Origin of the sequence: Paenibacillus sp. V4I3, assembly GCF_030817215.1 — a bacterium.
Lineage (GTDB): Bacteria > Bacillota > Bacilli > Paenibacillales > NBRC-103111 > Paenibacillus_E.
Map to the genome: position 1 here is coordinate 1462501 of NZ_JAUSZA010000001.1, position 14938 is coordinate 1477438.

Here is a 14938-nt window from a genome sequence, read left to right on the forward strand (position 1 = left end):
AAGAGAATTCTAAGGCGCGCGGAAGAACTCTCGTTAAGGAACTCGGCAAAATGACCCCGTAACTTCGGGAGAAGGGGTGCCTCGGTAGGGTGAATAGCCCGAGGGGGCCGCAGTGAAAAGGCCCAAGCGACTGTTTAGCAAAAACACAGGTCTGTGCGAAGCCGCAAGGCGAAGTATACGGGCTGACGCCTGCCCGGTGCTGGAAGGTTAAGAGGAGTGGTTAGGGACCTCGGTTCCGAAGCTATGAATTGAAGCCCCAGTAAACGGCGGCCGTAACTATAACGGTCCTAAGGTAGCGAAATTCCTTGTCAGGTAAATTCTGACCCGCACGAATGGCGTAACGACTTGGGCGCTGTCTCAACGAGAGATCCGGTGAAATTTTAATACCTGTGAAGATGCAGGTTACCCGCGACAAGACGGAAAGACCCCATGGAGCTTTACTGCAGCTTGATATTGGACTTTGGTACGATCTGTACAGGATAGGTGGGAGCCTTTGAAGCCTGAGCGCCAGCTTGGGTGGAGGCATCGTTGGGATACCACCCTGATCGTATCGGAGTTCTAACCTGGTACCGTGATCCGGTATGGGGACAGTGTCAGGTGGGCAGTTTGACTGGGGCGGTCGCCTCCTAAAATGTAACGGAGGCGTTTAAAGGTTCCCTCAGAATGGTTGGAAATCATTCGCAGAGTGCAAAGGCATAAGGGAGCTTGACTGCGAGACCTACAAGTCGAGCAGGGACGAAAGTCGGACTTAGTGATCCGGTGGTACCGAATGGAAGGGCCATCGCTCAACGGATAAAAGCTACCCTGGGGATAACAGGCTTATCTCCCCCAAGAGTCCACATCGACGGGGAGGTTTGGCACCTCGATGTCGGCTCATCGCATCCTGGGGCTGAAGTAGGTCCCAAGGGTTGGGCTGTTCGCCCATTAAAGCGGTACGCGAGCTGGGTTCAGAACGTCGTGAGACAGTTCGGTCCCTATCTGTCGCGGGCGTAGGAAATTTGAGAGGAGCTGTCCTTAGTACGAGAGGACCGGGATGGACGTACCGCTGGTGTACCAGTTGTCTCGCCAGAGGCATCGCTGGGTAGCTATGTACGGAGGGGATAAGCGCTGAAAGCATCTAAGCGCGAAGCCCCCCTCAAGATGAGATTTCCCAGTATGTAAGACCCCTTGTAGACGACGAGGTTGATAGGTTCGAGGTGGAAGTGCAGCAATGTATGCAGCTGACGAATACTAATCGGTCGAGGGCTTAACCAAAACCCTAAAATGTTCACTTTATGTAAGTTTCGTATCTAGTTTTCAAGGCGCAAACACGCTTTGACTGTTTGGTGATGATGGCGGAGGGGATCCACGCGTTCCCATCTCGAACACGACCGTTAAGCCCTCCAGCGTCGATGGTACTTGAACCGCAGGGTTCTGGGAGAGTAGAACGTTGCCAAGCAGTTTTCCCTGATAGCTCAGTTGGTAGAGCACTCGACTGTTAATCGAGTTGTCACAGGTTCGAGTCCTGTTCGGGGAGCCAATGCTTCCATAGCTCAGTCGGTAGAGTGCATCCATGGTAAGGATGAGGTCACCGGTTCGATTCCGGTTGGAAGCTCCAGTAATTTATTAGTAAGGCCCGTTGGTCAAGTGGTTAAGACACCTCCCTTTCACGGAGGTAACAGGGGTTCGAGTCCCCTACGGGTCACCAATAATCCCCACAAAGTGACGTAAAGCTATGAAGCTTAATCCGAATACTTTGCGTGGGCACCAAATTCATTATCCCATGGAGGCTTAGCTCAGCTGGGAGAGCATCTGCCTTACAAGCAGAGGGTCGGCGGTTCGATCCCGTCAGCCTCCACCATTAACTTCATAAGCCGTTGTAGCTCAACTGGTAGAGCAACTGACTTGTAATCAGTAGGTTGGGGGTTCAAGTCCTCTCGACGGCATGTTTTCGATGGGGATTAGCCAAGCGGTAAGGCAACGGACTTTGACTCCGTCATGCCAAGGTTCAAATCCTTGATCCCCAGTTCTTCACTTGAGTCATTAGCTCAGTTGGTAGAGCACCTGACTTTTAATCAGGGTGTCGTAGGTTCGAATCCTACATGACTCACTTGCCTTATTTACAGCATGCGCGTATGGCGGAATTGGCAGACGCACTAGACTTAGGATCTAGCGGGTGACCGTGGGGGTTCAAGTCCCTCTACGCGCATCAAATCCTCAGCAGTATTCATACTCCTGAGGTACCCATGCGGAAGTGGCTCAGCGGTAGAGCATCGCCTTGCCAAGGCGAGGGTCGCGGGTTCGATCCCCGTCTTCCGCTCCATTTTATTAAGCGCCCTTAGCTCAGCTGGATAGAGTATTTGACTACGAATCAAAAGGTCGGGAGTTCGAATCTCTCAGGGCGCGCCATTTTTCATATGTTATTACCTTATCGGGACGTAGCTCAGCTTGGTAGAGCACCTGCTTTGGGAGCAGGGGGTCGCATGTTCAAATCGTGTCGTCCCGATAGACACGCGGGCGTAGTTTAATGGTAGAACTTCAGCCTTCCAAGCTGATCGCGCGGGTTCGATTCCCGCCGCCCGCTTCAATGAAAAAAGACCACCTTCAGGTGGTCTTTTTTCATTGAACGGGAAAGAAGAGAAGCCATATAGGTTCGATCGTCCGTGAATTTGTACAGGCTGTAAAAGACGTAATACATAAATTACCACGCTCTGGCGTGGCTTTTTTTTATTTTAATACTATGTGTAGAGGGCGGATTGTGGTAAAATATTCTGAAATGAGTTTTTATAACATCTAGCTTTTGTAGAGAGAAGCATTAGTGCAACATAGTGAATAGATGAGGTGGAGAGTAATGTTAGAGAATGATATTGTCCTACAGAAGCAAGCAACGAATAACCTGCTGCGCAGGGACGTACGCTTCTTGGGCCACATACTAGGTGAAGTTCTGGTTCATCAAGGCGGTAATGATCTGCTTGATGTTGTCGAGAGAATTCGTGAGATGAGTAAGTCTTTAAGAGCACACTATGTAATCGAGATATATGATGAATTTAAGAAAACGATCTCCTCCTTGGATCCGGAGATTCGTCATCAAGTGATTCGTGCATTCGCTATTTACTTCCAACTTGTTAATATTGCTGAGCAGAACCATCGGATCCGTCGTAAAAGAGATTACGAACGCTCATCTGGTGAGTCCGTACAGCCAGGTTCCATAGAGAGTATTGTGCAAGAGTTAAAGAATAATCATATTCCATATGCAGAGGTTCAAGAAATTCTGAAAGCTATCTCCTTGGAACTAGTAATGACAGCACATCCGACAGAAGCCATGCGTAGAGCTGTACTTGATATTAATCTGCGTATTTCGGAAGATATGATGAAACTCGATAATCCTATGTTGACTTATCGCGAGCGTGAACAATTGCGTGAGAAGCTGCTCGGAGAGGTTCTTAATCTTTGGCAAACGGACGAGCTGCGTGATAGGAAACCAACGGTTATTGATGAAGTTCGTAATGGTATGTATTATTTTGACGAAACTTTGTTTGATGTACTACCAGAGATCTATCATGAGCTTGAGCGCTGTTTAAATAAATATTACCCGCAAGACTCCTGGCATGTGCCGTCTTTCTTGAAATTCGGTTCATGGATTGGTGGGGACCGTGACGGTAACCCATCGGTTAGAGCGAATGTGACTTGGGAAACACTAGGTTTGCATCGTCAACTGGCTTTGCAAAAGTATGAAGAAGTGCTCAAAGAAACACTTGAGAATATGAGCTTCAGTAAAAGCATTGTGAACGTTAGCGACGATCTACTTGAATCTATTCAATGCGACCGTGAAGCTATGGGGAATATACAGGACGTTTGGCGTAATGAGAAAGAGCCATATCGCATCAAGACGACTTATATGATTGAGAAGGTTCATAACACTGGCAATCCGAATGTTCCTACAAGCCAGAAATACAACAGTCCGGAAGAGTTTATTAGTGATTTGAAAATCATCGAGGCTAGCTTGAGGATGCATTTTGCTGACTATGTAGCTGACAAATATATTAAAAAGCTTATTCGCCAGGTTGAGCTGTTCGGCTTCCACTTGGCTGCTCTGGATATCAGACAGCACAGTAAAGAGCATGAGAATGCGATGACTGAGGTTTTGGCGAAAATGGGCATCACGAGTGATTACAGTATGCTGTCGGAAGAGGAGAAAATCAGTCTCTTAACGGATGTTCTGAATGATCCAAGACCGATTACATCTACGTATTTGGATTACTCGGAAAGTACTCAGGAGTGTTTAGATGTTTATCGTACTGTAGGCAAAGCACAGAAGGAATTCGGTCGCAACTGTATTAACAGCTATCTCATTAGTATGACGCAAGGAGCTAGTGACCTCTTGGAGGTAGTTGTCTTTGCAAAAGAGGCTGGATTATATCGCAAAGAGAGCGATGGCAGTGTGACGAGTACGTTACAGTCTGTACCTCTTTTTGAGACGATCGATGACCTGCATGCGGCTCCTGGGATTATGAGCACGTTGTTAGCGATCCCTGCTTACAAAGCTAGCCTTGACCCTGTGACACAACTCCATGAGATTATGCTGGGCTACTCAGACAGTAATAAAGACGGCGGTGTGATTACAGCGAACTGGGAGCTTCGTATGGCGCTTCAGGATATTACGGAAGCAGCTAAACAATATGGTGTGAAGCTGAAGTTTTTCCATGGCCGTGGCGGAGCATTAGGTCGTGGCGGTATGCCGCTTAACCGCAGCATTCTGGCTCAGCCGGTTGAAACGCTTGGTGGCGGCATTAAGATTACGGAGCAAGGCGAAGTATTATCTTCCCGTTATTCCTTGCAAGGCATTGCATACCGCAGCTTGGAGCAAGCGACTTTTGCGTTAATTACGGCATCCAAATTATCCCGTTCTCCGCAAAGAAATCCACTTGAAGACAAGTGGGAGAACATTATGCGTGGTATTTCGGAACAAGCACAGACGAAGTATCAGGATCTCATTTTCCGAGACGAAGACTTCTTAACGTTCTTCAAAGAATCCACACCGCTTCCAGAGATTGGTGAGCTGAATATCGGTTCACGTCCATCCAAACGTAAAAATAGCGATAAATTCGAAGATTTGCGTGCGATTCCTTGGGTATTCTCTTGGACCCAAACGAGATATTTGCTTCCGGCTTGGTACGCGGCGGGTTCGGGTCTCCAAAGCTTTTATCAAGGTAAAGCGGCGAACTTAGAAACTTTGAAAGAAATGTATGAAAATTGGTCGTTCTTCCAGACGATGATTGATAATTTGCAAATGGCTCTAGCTAAGGCTGACCTTCAAATTGCTAAGGAATACGGCAACCTGGTCAAAGAATCGGCAATTGCAGAGCGTATCTTCAATCTCATTAGGGAAGAATATGAACTGACTTCGTCCATCATTTTACAAATTACGGGTCAGCAAGAGATTTTGGATAATGTTCCTGTTATTCAGGAGTCCATCCGTCTGCGTAATCCCTATGTAGATCCGCTGAGCTATATGCAGGTTGAGCTGCTTACTGAGCTTCGTGCACTACGGGAGAACAACGAGGATGATGCTATCCTGCTTCGTGAAGTGCTGCTTACGATTAACGGAATAGCCGCTGGGCTTAGAAATACAGGCTGATAAAACTTAGAGCGTAGGAAGTAAGATACAGGATGATAAAGTCGGGGGCCACGTCTAACGTAGGCAGCTCGACTTTTCCTGTCCTTATACGAAATGCCCATAGACGGGAGTTGTGCAACAACATGGGGCGATGGTTAGCAATGGTCCTTGTTATAATCGGGGCGTCAAGCTATGGCTTGCTTTCCTCTTTTATCAAGATGGCCTACGATCAAGGATTTACAGAAGGACAAATTACACCGGCACAAATGACGATGGGAACGTTGTTCGTATGGATGTTGATTCTTTTTCACAAAAAATCATGGGTCAATCCCTTTAAAGGTCCTTGGATTAAGCTTGGTTTGATAGGTATTTTTGGATTGGCTTTAACGACGGTCTTTTTCAATATTGCTTTAAAAGAGTTGAATGCTTCTTTATCGATTATTCTTCTGTTTCAGTTCACATGGATGACCATAACAATGGATTGTATCGTGAAACGAAGGCTTCCAAGAAAGGCAGAAAGCATAGCGATTGTCTTAATATTGGTGGGTACATTACTTGCTGTAAATGTGTTCGAAACGAACTGGGAACAATTTAGTTTACTGGGGATTTTATATGGGTTGTTGTCGGCTTTGACTTACAGCATTTTTCTCTTTTTCACTGGACAAGTGGTTAGTACCCTGCCTCCTCTTATGAATTCGGCTATTATGCTTACCGCGGCGATGCCTGTTATGTATATTCTGTATCCACCGACGGTTTTTGTACATGAGAATGGAAGTACGCTGCTGTTATGGGGACTTATGCTGGGCTTCTTGGGACAGGTTGTGCCTACGGTGTCGTTTAATATCGGAATTCCGCGAATCGGTAGTACGCTTGCTGCTATGCTTGGATCGGTGGAGCTGCCAGTAGCCGTTATTGCTGCTTACCTACTTATAGGAGAGCCGGTAAATGGGTTACAATGGTTAGGGATGGGACTGATCATAGGAGGCATAATTATTTCTGAAAACAAATCATAATTTCTGCGTATGTATATGTAGATCGAATTGTCGAGAAGCCGGAGGAAATCGAATTGAACTTTGTAGAAGCACGTCTGGCTAAGGTGGCCAGGAATGGGGATCGGAATGCTTTTGCAGAGCTTGTGGAGCTCTATAAGGACAAGATCTTTCATTTGGCTTACCGTATGCTGAATAATAAGCAAGAAGCCGAGGATGCTGTGCAGGAGACGTTCTTGCGGGTATTTACCAATCTGCACCGATACGATGAGAATCAGAAGTTTTCGACTTGGATTTTCCGTATAGGGACGAATCTGTGTATCGATAAGCTGCGTCGAAGAAAGAACACCTACTCGCTTGATGCGGAGATGCCGGATGGAGAGGGCAATGATTATTATGCCATGCTACCAAGTCATGAGGACACACCTGAGAAGCAAGTGATTGTGTCCGAAACACAGGAACAGATACGTCAGGCTATTGAAACGTTACCTGAAAAATATAAATCCGTTGTGATTCTGAGATATCTGCATGATATGTCTTTGCAGGAGATAAGCGACGTACTTGATATGCCAGTTACAACGATCAAAACGCGTGTACATCGTGGTCGGGAGTACTTGCGTAAAAGGTTAGAGCAGGAGGATCAAGTTGGTAGCACAAATCCTGTTCATATGTGAAACATATTTGAAATTCAAACGTATGGTATACCACAACATGCAAAAGTCTAAGAAAGGGGTGGCTGAATGATGAATTGTAAAGAAGCCCTCCCGCTCATACATGAATATCTCGACGGTGATTTGAACGGATCCGATTCTCAGCGATTGAAGGAGCATTTGATATCCTGCCAAGCATGTCATGCTCTTTTCAGACAATTGGAGAAAACGGACGCGATGGTTAGAATGCTGCCTCCCGTTAGAGTATCTGATACGTTAACTGCACAAATCATGAGCGGACTGCCTCCAGTGAAGAAGCGCAATTCCTGGATGGACTTCATTCGCAAGCATCCTGCTGTATCAGTAGCTGTTGTTTTCGCTACTGTCATGTTCGGAAGCTTCATGTCCATGTGGAATGATGATACGAATTTGATGGTGAAGGGAAGTAACCTTCAGGACGTTGTGATTGAGGGTAATACAGTTACTGTACCGCAAGGGCATACTGTGAAAGGTGATCTCGTTGTTCAGCGGGGTAAACTGAAAGTTGAAGGCGATGTAACAGGAAACTTAACCGTTATTGATGGTTCTCTCAATCTAGCGTCAACCGCGCATATCTCTGGGCACGTCACGCAAGTCGATGAAGCATTGGGCTGGGTCTGGTATAAATTAGGCGAGTTCGTAGGCATGCTCTCGCATTAGCTTGAAACGTTTTCCAAATGGCTTTTTGCCAGAGGAGGACGTTTTTTTCTTTACATACTAATAAAATGAACCAAACTCGTTTTGATAACGTCTTGTGTAGAGAGAAAAATAGAAGTATATCTGGGTTTATGTTATGATTCTATTATAGAGAGATCACTGTGTTCAGTCGCTGGGGGAGAATAATAAATGGACTTACTCACGAGCATCTCGGCTAAGGATATCGTTGATATTCTGATCGTTAGCTATGTGATTTATAAACTGATCCTGTTGGTGCGTGGGACAAGGGCTATTCAACTTATGAAGGGTATCCTTGTTGTCGTCATTACATGGGTATTTAGTATTTGGTTTCAGCTCAGTACGCTGCAATGGATGATGAACCAGACCTTTACGTTCGGGGTTCTTGGGGTCATTATTATTTTTCAACCGGAGCTAAGGCGGGCATTGGAGCAGTTGGGCCGGGGGAAGCTATTCAGCCGATCTTCCACGGAAGAGGATCAAGATGTTAATAAGCGGATTAGTGAAGTAATACGTGCTGCGAACTATTTGGCCAAAAGAAAGATAGGGGCCTTGATTGTTTTCGAGAAAGAGACCGGTCTGACTGATTATGTTGAGTCCGGTATTGCGATAGAGAGTAAGATCAGTGCGGAGCTGTTGATTAATATTTTCATACCGAATACGCCGCTTCACGATGGCGCTGTAATTATTCGACAAGGCCAATTAATGGCTGCTGGTTGTTATTTGCCCTTGTCTGAGAATCCCTTTATCAGTAAAGAGCTTGGTACACGGCATCGTGCGGCCATTGGGATGAGTGAGGTTTCAGATGGGATGTGTATCATTGTTTCGGAAGAGACCGGGCAAATCTCGCTCACAATGAATGGTCATATCGTAAGGGACATTAAAGAAGAATCTTTGATCGCCAAATTGTTCGAAGAACTGAAGCCAAAGGCGAAAACAAATGAGAAAAACCCTTTCTTGAAATGGAGGGGGCGTTCGAATGGATAAATGGTTACGTAATACGAATGTGGTGCGAATTGTTGCACTTGTGATAGGTATTTTGCTATGGGTTGTTGTTCACATGGAAGAAACCAATATATCCGGAAATTCTCCTCTCCGAGAGCGGGAGGAAACCATAAATAACGTAGCCATTACGACAAAATATGATGAAACTCATTATCACATTTCGTCCATGGCTCCTGCCAACGTACAGGTTATTGTGAAAGGGAAGGAATCCTCGGTTAAGAAAGTGACGACCAGTAATTCCTATCAAATTGAACTCGACTTGACGCAAGTGGGCAAGGGAGATCATCAAGTTACACTTAAACCGGTTGGTTTTCCTTCAGATGTGGAAGTTCAAATTGTTCCTAGAACGGTCCATGTGATTATCGAAGAGCTGCAGATGAAAGAAGTGCCAGTCGTTATTAATGTCAAAGGAACACCAGCAGCCGGTCTCAAAGCCGGACAGCCGATTGTAAAGCCAGCCAAGGTGTATATTACCGCGCAGACCAGTAAGCTCGAGCAGATCGAGAATGTTCGCGGCGAGGTCTCGGTAGATAAGGCCCAGGCTGCAGTTACGAAGCAAGTGAGACTGCAAGCTTTTGATAAAGATGGCAAAGAAGTAACTTTGAATATCAATCCTTCTGTGGTCGATGTCGAAGTGCCAATCACGAGCCCTTTCCAAACCATACCGCTGCAGATGAAGATTAGTGGAGAGCCGCCGAAAGGTTTCGCGATAGCGATGGTTACTCAAAATCCGGACAAGGTAACCGTCTACGGTACTCAAGATGTTGTAGATCGCCTAGAATTTTATCAGGGGCCGCAGCTGAGTGTTCAGGATCTGAAGGAAACAAAGGAGTTTGCACTGGACATTCCCTTGAGGAATAAAGTAACTCAACTGGATCCTGCCAAAGTTACGGTCCGCGTGGAAATTGTTCCTTCCATTACGAAGGCTTTGGAAAATGTACCGATCACGATTATTGGCCAAAACGAAAGCTATGATACGAAAGTTACATTGCCGGAGACGGCTAAGCTAAACATTACGGTAGAGGGCGCTCCTGCACTCATTGATCAAATGAAAGTGCAGGATGTACAGGCGATCCTGGATGTTAGTAATTTACCGCCAGGTAAGCATGAGCTGAAGGTGACATTAAATCTGCCGACCTATGTGAAGCTCGGTATGCCGCAAGAAGTGAAGGCGACTGTAGAAATCAGCGAGAAAACACCTAAAGTAACAAATCCATAAAATGGGTTGTAGAAAAAGAGGAGAATATAAACATGGGGAAATATTTTGGTACAGATGGTGTGCGAGGAGTCGCTAATGGCGAACTGACACCAGAATTAGCTTATAAAGTAGGCCGATGCGGCGGTTATGTATTAACGAGACAGGCTAAGCATCCGAAGGTTGTTATCGGGAGAGATACACGGATCTCGGGTCCAATGCTGGAAGCTTCACTCGTAGCAGGCTTACTATCGATTGGCGTTGAGGTTATTCGCATCGGTGTCGTCAGCACACCGGCGGTAGCTTATTTAACGAAAAAGCTCGGAGCCGATGCGGGCGTTATGATTTCGGCTTCGCATAATCCGGTTGAGGATAACGGGATTAAGTTTTTTGGGGGCGACGGCTTCAAGCTGCTTGACGAGACGGAGCTTGAAATTGAGCAGCTGCTTGACGCGGCTGTGGATGAATTACCTCGCCCAGTTGGCGGCGAGATTGGCACGGTTTCGGATGAGCCAGATGCGAAGTTCGCCTATCTGGCGTTCTTGAAAGAGACGGTATCCGAGTCTTTCGCCGGATACAAAGTCGTTCTGGACTGCGCGAATGGTTCAGCTTTCGAGCTGGCTCCTACGGTGTTCCGCGAGCTGGGAGCGGAAGTTATCACCATCGGCGCTGAGCCGAACGGTCGCAATATCAACGATCATTGCGGCTCTACGCATCCTGAGAAGCTTCGCGCAGAAGTGGTGAAACATGGCGCAGCCATTGGTCTTGCTTTTGACGGCGACGCGGATCGTCTGATCGCAATCGATGAGACTGGTGAAGAAGTCGACGGCGACTTCATCCTTAGTATTCTGGGCGATGCGCTGAATCGCACTGGGAAGCTGAACCACGGCACGATTGTGACGACGGTGATGGCGAACATTGGCTTTTTCAAAGGGATTGAAAAAGCGGGTCTTAAAGCTCTGCAAACCGCTGTAGGCGATCGCTACGTGATGGAAGAGATGCGTAAAGGCGGTTATAACTTAGGCGGAGAGCAGTCGGGGCATGTTATCTTCCTTGATTACATCTCGACCGGGGATGGCATTCTGACGGCATTACAGCTGGTGAACACCATTGTCCAATCAGGGCGTAAGCTTAGTGAGTTAAAAGGAATTATGCGTAAGTTCCCGCAGCTATTGGTTAATATTCGCGTTGCGGATAAAAGCAAGCTCAAGGACAACGCAGTGATTGAGGAAGCCATTCGTAAAGTGGAGGAAGAACTCGGAGATAACGGCCGCGTACTGGTGCGACCTTCGGGAACGGAATCGTTAATTCGCGTTATGGCTGAAGGTCCTGACAAGGAGCAAGTTGAGGCTTATGTTCATGATATTGCTAAGGTTATTCAAGAGCAATTAGTATAAAAGGCAGGGACATGTGGATCCCCCTTTCGTGCTTATTGCTAATTGGGGGATTTTCCAAGAAAAAATAAGTTGCAAGCAAGCTTTAAAATGAATATGATGTATTTGACTCAAGAAGGAAAGGCAGGATAGAGGTTAATTAAGCAGCAAATAGCGCCAGAACTCGCAAGCGGGACGGAAATGTAGTGAGATTGCTACTACTACGCAGGTGAGTTGACGAGGTGAAGGTGTTCGAAACATTCGGCGGGGACCTTCCGGCATGAGGAGTGCCGTTAAGTTGGAGAGCAAAAACGTTTGGGCGACCAGGCTGACAAGTATCCAACATCTACTTAAATTATTATTTATGAACGTAATGATCGTCCTTATATATGGTTTATTTGATTTGCCGTTTTTCTTGTGTATTTGATTGATTGTTAAACCAGGATCTTTGAAAAATAGCCCTTATAAAAGAGGCTTATAAAACTATGGAGGTACTACTATGTGCGGAATTGTTGGTTATATTGGAAAGCGTAATTCTCAGGAAATTTTATTGGAAGGGCTCAAAAAGCTCGAATATAGAGGATATGACTCTGCAGGTGTAGCTGTGTACACGGCTGATGGTTTACAAATTAAGAAAGCAAAAGGCCGCATCGCGAATCTTGAATCCAAGCTGGATGAGACTCCACTGAACGGAAGCGTTGGAATCGGACATACGCGTTGGGCAACACATGGTAAGCCTTCGGATGTGAACTCTCATCCTCATACGGATAATTCAATGAAATTTTCGGTTGTGCACAACGGTATTATCGAAAATTATATTAGTCTCAAAGAAGAGTTGACTGCGAAAGGTCATGAATTTGTATCTGAGACGGATACAGAAGTAATTTCTCACTTAATCGCTGATTTGTACGAAGGAGATATCCTCAAAGCTGTCCAAAAAGCTGTAAAGTATATGACAGGTGCATTCGCGCTAGGTGTACTGACCGAATATGAGCCGGATCGCCTTGTAGCTGTGCGCCAGGCTAGTCCTTTGATTATCGGTATTGGCGAAGGCGAGAACTTCATTGGTTCGGATATCCCTGCTATTCTTGAATATACACGTAATGTGTTTATTTTGAATGATGGCGAAATGGCGCTGTTGACGCGTGATGGTGTCGAATTAATGACTTTAGAGGGGAATTTTATTTCCAGGGAAATGTTTCATGTCGATTGGGACATTGTAACTGCCGAAAAAGCCGGATTTGATCACTTTATGTTGAAAGAAATCTATGACCAACCCAAAGCTTACCGCGACACAATGGGCAGCCGTATTTCCCCTGATGGTCTTAGCGTGACGCTGAATGAGCTTACGATTACAGCTGAAGCGATTCGCAACATTAGCCGTGTTCATATTATTGCTTGTGGTACAGCCTATCATGCCGGTATGGTTGGTAAGTATGTTATTGAGAAGTTGGCGCGTATTCCGGTGGAAACGGATGTTGCTTCTGAATATCGTTATCGTTCACCCATTATCACGAAAGATACGCTTGTTATCGTAGTAAGTCAGTCAGGTGAGACGGCGGATACGCTGGCTGCGCTTCGTGAAGCTAAACGTTGTGGTGCGCATGTACTGGCCATTACGAATGTGGTAGGAAGCTCGGTAGCGCGTGAAGCTGATGATGTTATCACAACTTGGGCGGGCCTTGAAATTGCAGTTGCGTCTACGAAAGGATACACTTCACAGTTAATTGCTTTCTATCTGCTCGGCTTGCACCTGGCTCAAACGCTAGGGACACAAACATCGGATGAGATTAAAGAAGCGGTTAAGGCATTGAAAGAGCTGCCGGCTCAAGTGGAAGAAATTTTGGGGCAAGCGGAAGCCATTAAAGCAGTCGCTGAGGAGATGGCTAAGCATGATAATCTCTTCTTCATCGGAAGAGGCTTGGATTATGCTGTAGCCATGGAAGGATCTTTGAAACTGAAAGAGATTTCTTACATTCATTCAGAAGCTTATGCAGCAGGTGAATTGAAGCACGGCACACTAGCGCTAATCGAGGATGGTGTTCCGGTTATCGCGTTGGCTACTCAGCATGAACTGCTTGAGAAAACGGTAAGCAATATTAAAGAAGTTAAAGCGCGCGGCGCAAATGTACTTGGGATTGCCGTAGAAGGTGAGCTGGAGCTGCAGAAGTCTGTAGATAGCACCTTCGTTATTCCTAAGACGCTGGATGTTTTATCACCTGCGTTGTCGGTAATACCGCTGCAGCTGCTTTCGTATTACGCGTCGTTGGCGCGTGGTAATGATGTTGATAAGCCTCGTAATTTGGCGAAGAGTGTGACGGTGGAGTAGGTTTGGATTATTTAGACACTACATTGTCTGGTGATATAAAAGTGTGGAACCAGTAACAAAAGTATGGAACCAGTAATAAAACTGTGGAACCAATAATAAAAGTGTGGAACCACAATAATAACTTCTTGTCAAAACTAACGGCTTTTATTCAGGTGACCCGATCAATAAGATGGTCGGGTCACTTATTATTTAATTGGATGTGAAAAAATGATAAATATCGGGTCCAATATTCGTAGATTACGAAAATTAAATAATATGAATCAAGTGGAGTTTTCGAGTAGAATAGGCATCTCTCAAGGGAATCTAAGTGAGATTGAGCAAGGAAATTGCAATCCATCCTTTGATACCTTATTAGCAATAAAGAAACAATTTAATTGTAATATAGATGATTTAATAATAATTGAGAATGATTTAATTAAATCTAATGTTTCTTCTGTTCTATCAGAAGGAGAGTTAAGCATGATTTCTAACTATAGGTTGTTAGATGGGTTTGATCAAAAAGAAATCGATGAAATCATTAAAATAAAAATTTCTTTAAATAAAGGTAAAATCAGATCTGATATTAAGTCGTGAACACTTAGTTAGTCCCGGTGAGCTATTACAGCCATCGGGACTATTTTTTTTAAGTGTAGAATAACGAACTGTTTTTAAGCTTAACGGGAGACATTAGCTTAATATCAAACTCACGACGGCAGCCGGGCATGAACTGCACCCTCTCAAGTAGACAGTACAAAAAATAAAATCAATTAAGCGGCCTTAGTCCTGTTTTCCATCGGGCTGAGGCCGTTTTTCGCTTGTAATCATTCGTTGTTGTAAAAGCGGATATAGGCCTCAATGTCCCGCTTGAGCTCCTCAAAGGTATGGTACGTGTGTAAATAGTATTTCTCGCATTTTAGGGTCCCCCAGAAAGATTCCATGGACCGTTATCGATGCACCGCCCAACTAGGGACATGCTCTGAGACAAACGAAATGAACAACAAAAATGGACTTTACAACAAAGTAATGACAGGCAGATCGTGGTATCGTTTACTGATAGAATCAAAATGATGATATCAAGACAAACTCAGATTGGAATTGGCTCTCTTGT

Annotated in this window: 10 protein-coding genes, 12 tRNA genes and 2 rRNA genes (1 of these 24 cut by a window edge); 23 read left to right on the plus strand and 1 reads right to left on the minus strand. The window is 45.4% G+C overall.

Annotation, left to right across the window (positions count from 1 at the left end):
- The 23 genes from QFZ77_RS06960 to QFZ77_RS07070 form a co-directional block, all read left to right on the plus strand.
- Positions 1–1254 (plus strand): 23S ribosomal RNA (locus QFZ77_RS06960); it begins 1666 nt to the left of the window's first position.
- A gap of 67 nt (positions 1255–1321) precedes the next feature.
- Positions 1322–1438: ribosomal RNA gene (gene rrf, locus QFZ77_RS06965) — 5S ribosomal RNA — on the plus strand.
- A gap of 5 nt (positions 1439–1443) precedes the next feature.
- A tRNA-Asn gene (locus QFZ77_RS06970) sits at positions 1444–1519 on the plus strand.
- 2 nt (positions 1520–1521) lie between these two features.
- Positions 1522–1597, plus strand: a tRNA-Thr gene (locus QFZ77_RS06975).
- Between the two features lie 15 nt (positions 1598–1612).
- A tRNA-Glu gene (locus QFZ77_RS06980) sits at positions 1613–1687 on the plus strand.
- Between the two features lie 77 nt (positions 1688–1764).
- A tRNA-Val gene (locus tag QFZ77_RS06985) sits at positions 1765–1840 on the plus strand.
- Positions 1841–1852: 12 nt separating this feature from the next.
- Positions 1853–1925 (plus strand) — tRNA-Thr (locus QFZ77_RS06990).
- A 9-nt stretch (positions 1926–1934) separates the two neighbouring features.
- Positions 1935–2006, plus strand: a tRNA-Gln gene (locus QFZ77_RS06995).
- A gap of 10 nt (positions 2007–2016) precedes the next feature.
- Positions 2017–2089, plus strand: a tRNA-Lys gene (locus QFZ77_RS07000).
- Positions 2090–2108: 19 nt separating this feature from the next.
- A tRNA-Leu gene (locus tag QFZ77_RS07005) sits at positions 2109–2188 on the plus strand.
- 39 nt (positions 2189–2227) lie between these two features.
- Positions 2228–2302 (plus strand) — tRNA-Gly (locus tag QFZ77_RS07010).
- A gap of 9 nt (positions 2303–2311) precedes the next feature.
- A tRNA-Arg gene (locus QFZ77_RS07015) sits at positions 2312–2388 on the plus strand.
- 23 nt (positions 2389–2411) lie between these two features.
- Positions 2412–2485 (plus strand) — tRNA-Pro (locus tag QFZ77_RS07020).
- 7 nt (positions 2486–2492) lie between these two features.
- Positions 2493–2563, plus strand: a tRNA-Gly gene (locus QFZ77_RS07025).
- Positions 2564–2830: 267 nt separating this feature from the next.
- Positions 2831–5617, plus strand: coding sequence for a phosphoenolpyruvate carboxylase (ppc, locus tag QFZ77_RS07030; RefSeq protein ID WP_307437919.1), 2787 nt, complete (start codon positions 2831–2833; stop codon positions 5615–5617).
- A 122-nt stretch (positions 5618–5739) separates the two neighbouring features.
- Complete coding sequence (locus tag QFZ77_RS07035; protein WP_307437921.1) at positions 5740–6609, plus strand: DMT family transporter; 870 nt, start codon at positions 5740–5742, stop codon at positions 6607–6609.
- 53 nt (positions 6610–6662) lie between these two features.
- The gene (gene sigW, locus QFZ77_RS07040; protein WP_307437923.1) at positions 6663–7259 is read left to right on the plus strand and encodes an RNA polymerase sigma factor SigW; all 597 of its coding nucleotides are present in this window, start codon (positions 6663–6665) and stop codon (positions 7257–7259) included.
- A 66-nt stretch (positions 7260–7325) separates the two neighbouring features.
- Positions 7326–7934, plus strand: a complete 609-nt coding sequence (locus QFZ77_RS07045; RefSeq protein WP_307437925.1) for a zf-HC2 domain-containing protein — start codon at positions 7326–7328, stop codon at positions 7932–7934.
- 186 nt (positions 7935–8120) lie between these two features.
- On the plus strand, positions 8121–8936 hold the full coding sequence (gene cdaA / locus QFZ77_RS07050; protein ID WP_307437928.1) for a diadenylate cyclase CdaA: 816 nt from the start codon (positions 8121–8123) through the stop codon (positions 8934–8936).
- Positions 8929–10173: a CdaR family protein gene (locus tag QFZ77_RS07055; protein WP_307437931.1), complete on the plus strand. Its 1245-nt coding sequence runs from the start codon at positions 8929–8931 to the stop codon at positions 10171–10173. Before cdaA ends, QFZ77_RS07055 begins: the two co-directional genes overlap by 8 nt.
- A 32-nt stretch (positions 10174–10205) precedes the next feature.
- A complete protein-coding gene (glmM, locus tag QFZ77_RS07060; RefSeq protein ID WP_173193434.1) occupies positions 10206–11546 on the plus strand; it encodes a phosphoglucosamine mutase in 1341 nt (446 codons plus the stop codon).
- 475 nt (positions 11547–12021) lie between these two features.
- Positions 12022–13851, plus strand: a complete 1830-nt coding sequence (gene glmS, locus QFZ77_RS07065; protein WP_307437934.1) for a glutamine--fructose-6-phosphate transaminase (isomerizing) — start codon at positions 12022–12024, stop codon at positions 13849–13851.
- A 207-nt stretch (positions 13852–14058) separates the two neighbouring features.
- Entirely contained in the window at positions 14059–14424 is a 366-nt protein-coding gene (locus tag QFZ77_RS07070) for a helix-turn-helix domain-containing protein (RefSeq protein WP_307437936.1), read from the plus strand.
- 227 nt (positions 14425–14651) lie between these two features.
- Here QFZ77_RS07070 and QFZ77_RS07075 read toward each other — a convergent pair whose 3' ends face one another.
- Positions 14652–14768, minus strand: coding sequence for an IS3 family transposase (locus QFZ77_RS07075; protein ID WP_307437938.1), 117 nt, complete (start codon positions 14766–14768; stop codon positions 14652–14654).
- Positions 14769–14938: the final 170 nt, after the last annotated feature.